This window comes from Aporhodopirellula sallentina SM41 (assembly GCF_000346505.1).
Taxonomy (GTDB): domain Bacteria; phylum Planctomycetota; class Planctomycetia; order Pirellulales; family Pirellulaceae; genus Rhodopirellula; species Rhodopirellula sallentina.
The window spans coordinates 48,337-54,530 of sequence record NZ_ANOH01000278.1; the positions used below are offsets into that span (position 1 = coordinate 48,337).

Consider the following 6,194-nt stretch of genomic DNA (forward strand, 5'->3'; position numbering starts at 1 on the left):
AGAACTCCTCGTGTCAGACAAATCGGGCGGTCATGTGGTTGATATCTGGTCACCGACCGGTGACATATGTTATCCCTCCGGTTCTCAGTTTCGTTTCGATCTTTGATTTGCCTGCAATGCCGATTCTGCCTCCTGAACCCGATTGTTTTCCCGACGATCTGCTCGCCCAACCCGAATCGCTCGAATCCCAGTGGTGGCTTTTGTACACGCGGACGCGTCAGGAAAAGAAAGTCGTCCGCCAGCTCCGCGACGCGGAAATTGGTCACTACGCACCGATGATTCCCAACCGGATGCGTTCCCCGGCTGGGCGTATTCGCACGTCGTTCGTTCCGTTGTTTCCGACCTACGTGTTTCTGCGTGGAGGCGACGAGGCGCGGCATGAGGCGATCTGCACCGGATGCGTTTTGAAAGCGGTGGAAATTCTGGAAATTGAGCAGCTTGTTGAAGATTTAACACAAATCCGGAACCTCGTCGAAATGGGCGTTCCCATGACAATCGAGAGTCGGTTGGAGCCCGGGACGATGGTCCGGGTCAAGAACGGCTCGTTTCGCGGGTACGAGGGCACGGTTATTCGTCGCGAGAACGAACGCCGGCTCCTCGTCGCGGTCCGTTTCATGGAACAAGGCGTCAGCGTGAAGCTGGAGGATTGTCAGCTCGAAATGATCGGGTGAACGTGTCAGGGTGGGTTTGGTAGGACGTTTTGGGAGCGGAGACAGGAGCCCTGCAACCTGTTTAGGGGAGTGCAGGGGGTGCCTGACGTGTTATTCTGGTCGTGGTGCAATGCGAGCAGCCGGTCGAGATTGTCGGTGATTCGCGGATTGCTTTCCCACCTGGGACTCATTCGACTCCCGAATTTCCCACCTAACTCCATTTTTGGACGACTTCAAACTCATGCGATTCACGCTACTTTCCCTTTCACTCCTAGCACTGCTGACTATGACAACGTCGACTAGCGGACAAGATGCCGATACTCAGGTCGACGATACCGTCGGCTATTTCCTAGGTTTCTCGGTCGGACAATCGTTCGCCCAACAAGGTTTCCAATCCAGCGACTTCACGATCGAAGGAATGCAGCAAGGGCTTTCCGACGCCCTTTCGGGTGAGGCACCAGCTCTCACGGACGAGCAACTCGCGACGGTCCAAGGCAAGATCCAGGCCATTCTGCAAAAACGCCAAAACGCCCGCGCCGAAGAAATGCGGAAGCAGGCTGTGTTGAATCTGGAAAAGAGCAACGTCTGGATGGAGCAAAACGGCAAAGCCGACGGCGTCAAAGATCTCGCCAAAGGCATCCAGTACAAAGTCATCAAAGAAGGTGAAGGTGGTTCACCATCGCCACAAGACACCGTTCGAGTGCATTACACCGGCAAGTTGACCAACGGTGAGGTCTTTGACAGCAGCGTCGCTCGTGGCGAACCGGCCGAGTTCCCCGTCAACGGCGTCATCCAAGGTTGGCAACTCGCTCTGCAAAAAATGAAAGTCGGTTCGAAATGGATGCTCTACATCCCACCGGACATGGCATACGGTGAACGTGGATCGATGCCGAAGATCGGCCCTAACGAAGTATTGATCTTCGAAGTCGAGTTGCTCGAGATTCTGTAGTCTCGACGACTGACGTTCACGACTGATGATTATCGCGTACCGCGATCACGTATCAGGTGCGCGTGCCCGACAACGCGGAGCCTGTGAATGCGGGTTTCGCGTGTAGTCTTTTGTTCACTCACCTGTCGTCGTGTTTCGCTGTTGTGCGGATACACAAGGTGCTTTCTTCCTGGCAGGCAAAGTTCGTGGCAGGCAAAGTTCCCGGCAGGCGAACCCATAGTCGCATTGGCACCGGTAGTTTATATCACTTCCATTTTCGGGTAGCGGATCTTGTGAAAGATCCTCATGCAGCAGGATCTTTCATAAGATCCACTACCACCTACTCGAAAAACGTGCTGGGGCGTGACGCACTGCTAACATGTTGGCAGAAAAAGCATGTCGCAATGAAGGCATGTCGCAAAAAAGACTGTTGATGTTTCGCGAAACCTGCCTTTGCCACCGCGTCGTGCGATAGAATGTGGTCGCAGTAGGATAAAGCCCTGCGACAGATACCCGTTCCCTTAGAACTTTACACTCACGAGGATATCAAGATGTTGCGTTGTTTTACGTTGGTTGCGTTGCTGTTTGGTTCGTTGGCGTTGGCCTCGACGGCACATGCCCACTGCCAAGTTCCGTGTGGAATTTACGGCGACCAGTTGCGTTTTGAGATGATGCTCGAAGACGAGCACACGATCTCGAAAGCCCAAACGGAATTGAACACGCTCAAACCGACCGATGCTCAATCGATCAACCAGTTGACGCGTTGGGTGACGACCAAAGAAGACCACGCGAGCCGTATCCAAGAAACGATTGCGAGTTACTTCATGGCGCAGCGGATCAAAACGAGCGATCCGGCATACGTCAAAAAACTCGCCGCCGCTCACGCCGTGATGGTCAACGCGATGAAAGCGAAGCAGTCCGCGGATCCCGCGACTGCGAAGGCGTTGGAAAAGTCGATTTTCGACTTCTACCGCGCGTATGAAGGCAAAGAGCCCACGTTCGAGCACAGCCACTAATGACGCGGTGACGTGAGCTCAAATCCACCGACTCCGGATCAGCGACGAAAGCGTTTGTATTGGCTGTCGAAGTCACGCGGCTCTGCGAGTTTCGGTCGTGGCGTGCGGTGGTGGTTTTGTTCGATCGGCCGAGTGCAATGGTCGATCGCAATCTCTTTGCCGATGGCTGGCATCGCGGTCTTTTTGATCGCGATGGCTCCCATCATGCTTGGTCAAGACCATAACGAAACGGCTGTTTGGGCGCTGAGCCTCACGATTGTTTGGTGTGCCGGTCTGCTTCTTCAATCGGTGCTGACTCAGATTCTGTTTTCGGTCGGGCGTCCGCTCCGCGATCTCGCCCGACGTGACCTCCGGCCCGCGATGTTGGGCCGTCGTCCTGAACCGGTGGCTAGCACCGACGACGCGTCCGGACACAGCGTCACGTTGACCGTTGGCGGGGTGTGGGTAGCGGTTCCTAGCATCCAACAGTCGCTGCGCTATCAACCGAGCGTGGACCCATACGACCTATTCGTTGAGGACGATGGTCTTGGCACTGGTCTAGTGGGCACTGGCCTCGGGGGCACTGGTCGCGCGGTCGCTGGTAGGGGGCTCACCGGTCGCGGGGAAACCGGTTTCGCGGGCCACTACGAGAATTCGAAGTCTTCGATACTCGAATCATTCAGCGGCGTCAGTCGTGTGCTTGCGTTGTGGTCGGCCCAATTGATGGCGCTCGGGTTGGCGGCGCTGGCTTGTCTGTTGCTCGATCGTTGGACGCAGGGCCCTTTCGTCTCCGGTGCAGTCGATTCGGGAACGTCCGCGGTCGATGGTTCGGGGGCATGGATCGCATCCATTGATCGTCCTTGGATTGCCGCGGCATGGATGTTCTGCCTGCAGGGATTTTGGCAATTGCTGCCGGTTCCTCAATCGCTCGGCCGTGTCGGATGGTCCTCGGTGATTGGTTTGTTTGCTAACGTTGATGATGATGCGGCGAGCGAAATCATGCGTGCTAACCACGCCGTTCGATCGGTGCGATGGGGGATCATCGGGTTCGCCGTCTTGACGTTGGTCGGGGGCGTTATCGCGATTCGGGCGAGTGACATCAGCAGTCAGGCAGGCGGACGAGCCTTCCCCGCGTTCGCCGGTATCACGTTGCTCGCCCTTTGGCTGGTGGCATCCACGCGGGGAGAGGACTTGTTTGCCTCGCAGTTGACGATTGCGGAAAACGGTGAAACGGGAGTGATGAGGGCTCGGTACGGAATCGGTGCGATCCTCCTTCGACGAAAACAACGCCGCGTCGAAAAAGAACGGCTGCGACTCCTTCGCGAGACCGCACAACGGGAGCGATCCGAAGCAACCGATGCGGCCCGAGCGGATGAGATTCTACAGCGTTTGCACTCCGACGGCCCTGGTTCCTTGAGCGAAGAGGAGCGACAGATTCTCGGCCGCGTCAGTGAGGCGATCCGGCGTGAACGTGAGCGTGATGCCCAGTAAAGCATCCCGCGTTCGAGCAATGACGCCGAGCTATGACGCCGAGCAATGACGCCGAGCAATGACGCCGAGCAATGACGCGTTGTGCGGCTACATCGAGAACCACATCGCAGGTGGAAACGCAGGCGTCTGGAACCCATCTGGTGGGGGCGTTCCCGTGCGTGGCTGCGTTGTTCTGACGCGGAGAACGGTCCGGAATGAAACCGGCGACTTGGCAACGCGAATGTTGCGGTCGGGCTAGACCTGCGTTCACTCCTTTTAACCGTCATGACCGGAAGACTCATGCGGAAATTGCCCTGTTGGGTGTCGGATTTCGCGTGAGGCTCGTCGCGCAGTCGATCTGACGTGGCATATGGTTGTTCGGAGCAAAAGCGACATGCTCGCTTTTTTCAAATTCTGCTGGCTGCGGCCCCCTCCTCGTTCAACGTTCGACCTATGCCATCACGTTTCAATTCGATTTCGTCTTCTGATGACCGTCTGCACGAAGGTGAGACTGCCGGATCGTGCGCGTTGGCATCGCAGGACGACGCAGACACGAGCGCGGTCATGTCGGCTGAAACGGAACTGTCGTTGTTGTCTGATATCGAATCGTTGTCGGCGTCGCTCGGTGAGAAGTTCGAAGAGATTCGAATGATTCACGACCTCACGGCGCGGCTCGAACTGCAGGACGACCCGAGCGAAACGTGTCAGGAGTTGTTGGAGCAGTTGATCGTTTGCGTTAGCTGCGAGACGTTGATCATTCAGTTAGATCCTGATGAAGACGATGTGCTCGGCGGTGGCATCCAGGGAATCGGACGACCGATCGAGTTGACCGACCTCGACCGTGTCGTGCATGCCGCGATTGTCGAGAGTGGAATCGAGTCCATTGACGAAAGCGTTTGCGCCGATCCGGAAACATCCTCAGCTTCCGAGGTGACCGCGCAGCGTCGTGCCGGTGATCGGCCGGATTGGCGGAAAGAAACCGTCATCGTGAATCATTCGTCGCATCCCGATCTGGAAAACCGACGGATTGTGATGATGCCGATCGCCCGAGGTTCGGTGCGGCTGGGACGTTTGATCGCGATCCGAAACAGCAATTCAAACGAGTTCGGAACCATTGAAGTTGATTTGATGCGTTCGGTGTTGATGGTGTTGGCGTTGCACCTGATGAACAAACGCCAGTTCCATGAAATGCAGTCCATGCTCGAAGGTACGGTGCGTTCACTCGCCTCCGCATTGGATGCAAAAGACGCTTACACACACGGTCACAGTTCCCGCGTGGCCGACCTCGCGGTGCAGTTGGCACTGCGTTTAGGTTTAGGAGATCGCTCCGCCGAGGCTTTGCAGTTGGCGGGCATCCTTCACGACATCGGCAAGATCGGGATTGATGATTCGGTGTTGAAGAAACCCGGTTCGTTGACTCCCGAAGAATTCGATCAGATCAAACGGCATCCGGTGCTCGGCTATGAAATCCTGAAAGACATCCGCCCGTTCCGGCACATTCTGCCCGCGGTGCGACACCATCACGAATCCTGGGACGGACGCGGTTATCCCGACGGGCTCGTGGGTGACGAGATCCCACGCGATGCACAGATTCTCGCGGTAGCAGATGCCTTTGACGCGATGATCAGCGATCGGCCTTACCGCCGTGGAATGCCTTTGGAAAAGGTTCGTGAAATTTTCCAAAAGGGACGCGGCCAACAGTGGGCCGCCGACGTGGTCGACGCTTTGCTGCAAAGCCATGATTTGATGCAGGCATACGCCGAGCAACGCCCGTTCGCTCGTCCTGACCTGCAACCTCAGTCGTAATGCAGTTCGCGTTGTCCAACGCGTCTACTCCTCGATTGTCTTCGGCGACTCAAGCCTCCCTGACATCCGGTCGCACCCGGATCGCGTCTGCAGGGCGGCTGCTCTCGCTAGCACTGCTTGTCCGGGGAAACGCATTGCGACGTTTCGGCAGGCCTTCTTTTCCAACCGCTGCGCGGTGAGTTTCAGACGGAACGTTCGCGAGTGGTGTCCGACTGATAACACCGCTCGGTAAGGTCTATACTGCCTGACTGCTCTTTTGTCGCAGGGGCTTCTTGATCACGCGTGTTCGCTTGAAACTATCTTGCGTCTTGTGCGATAAACATCGCCTCAGAAACACCTATGAAA

General features: G+C 56.5%; 6 protein-coding genes. 5 read left to right on the top strand and 1 reads right to left on the bottom strand.

The annotated features are described in order from the left end of the window. Positions 1-116 precede the first annotated feature (116 nt). The 3 genes from nusG (at position 117) to RSSM_RS18955 (ending at position 2,594) form a co-directional block, all read left to right on the top strand. Complete coding sequence (gene nusG, locus RSSM_RS18945; RefSeq protein WP_044303009.1) at positions 117-671, top strand: transcription termination/antitermination protein NusG; 555 nt, start codon at positions 117-119, stop codon at positions 669-671. 265 nt (positions 672-936) lie between these two features. Beyond that, positions 937-1,599 (top strand): FKBP-type peptidyl-prolyl cis-trans isomerase, encoded by a 663-nt coding sequence (locus RSSM_RS18950; RefSeq protein WP_044303010.1) that lies wholly within the window; start codon positions 937-939, stop codon positions 1,597-1,599. A gap of 530 nt (positions 1,600-2,129) precedes the next feature. After that, complete coding sequence (locus RSSM_RS18955) at positions 2,130-2,594, top strand: superoxide dismutase [Ni] (protein WP_008682318.1); 465 nt, start codon at positions 2,130-2,132, stop codon at positions 2,592-2,594. 38 nt (positions 2,595-2,632) lie between these two features. Here the strand turns inward: RSSM_RS18955 and RSSM_RS34825 are convergent, their stop codons facing one another. Further along, complete coding sequence (locus RSSM_RS34825; RefSeq protein ID WP_008682321.1) at positions 2,633-2,800, bottom strand: hypothetical protein; 168 nt, start codon at positions 2,798-2,800, stop codon at positions 2,633-2,635. Here RSSM_RS34825 and RSSM_RS18960 point away from each other — a divergent pair. Together RSSM_RS18960 and RSSM_RS18965 are read left to right on the top strand one after the other, a co-directional pair. Further along, on the top strand, positions 2,799-4,064 hold the full coding sequence (locus tag RSSM_RS18960; RefSeq protein ID WP_008682319.1) for a hypothetical protein: 1,266 nt from the start codon (positions 2,799-2,801) through the stop codon (positions 4,062-4,064). The genes RSSM_RS34825 and RSSM_RS18960 overlap by 2 nt on opposite strands. Positions 4,065-4,496: 432 nt before the next feature. Then, the gene (locus RSSM_RS18965) at positions 4,497-5,849 is read left to right on the top strand and encodes an HD-GYP domain-containing protein (protein WP_008682324.1); all 1,353 of its coding nucleotides are present in this window, start codon (positions 4,497-4,499) and stop codon (positions 5,847-5,849) included. Positions 5,850-6,194: the final 345 nt, after the last annotated feature.

Excerpts from the sequence above, each read along its gene's own strand:
- nusG (WP_044303009.1), top strand. The coding sequence starts at position 117 with ATGCCGATTCTGCCTCCTGAACCCGATTGTTTTCCCGACGATCTGCTC.
- RSSM_RS18955 (WP_008682318.1), top strand. The coding sequence starts at position 2,130 with ATGTTGCGTTGTTTTACGTTGGTTGCGTTGCTGTTTGGTTCGTTGGCG.
- RSSM_RS18960 (WP_008682319.1), top strand. The coding sequence starts at position 2,799 with ATGCTTGGTCAAGACCATAACGAAACGGCTGTTTGGGCGCTGAGCCTC.
- RSSM_RS18950 (WP_044303010.1), top strand. The coding sequence starts at position 937 with ATGACAACGTCGACTAGCGGACAAGATGCCGATACTCAGGTCGACGAT.
- RSSM_RS18965 (WP_008682324.1), top strand. The coding sequence starts at position 4,497 with ATGCCATCACGTTTCAATTCGATTTCGTCTTCTGATGACCGTCTGCAC.
- RSSM_RS34825 (WP_008682321.1), bottom strand. The coding sequence starts at position 2,800 with ATGATGGGAGCCATCGCGATCAAAAAGACCGCGATGCCAGCCATCGGC.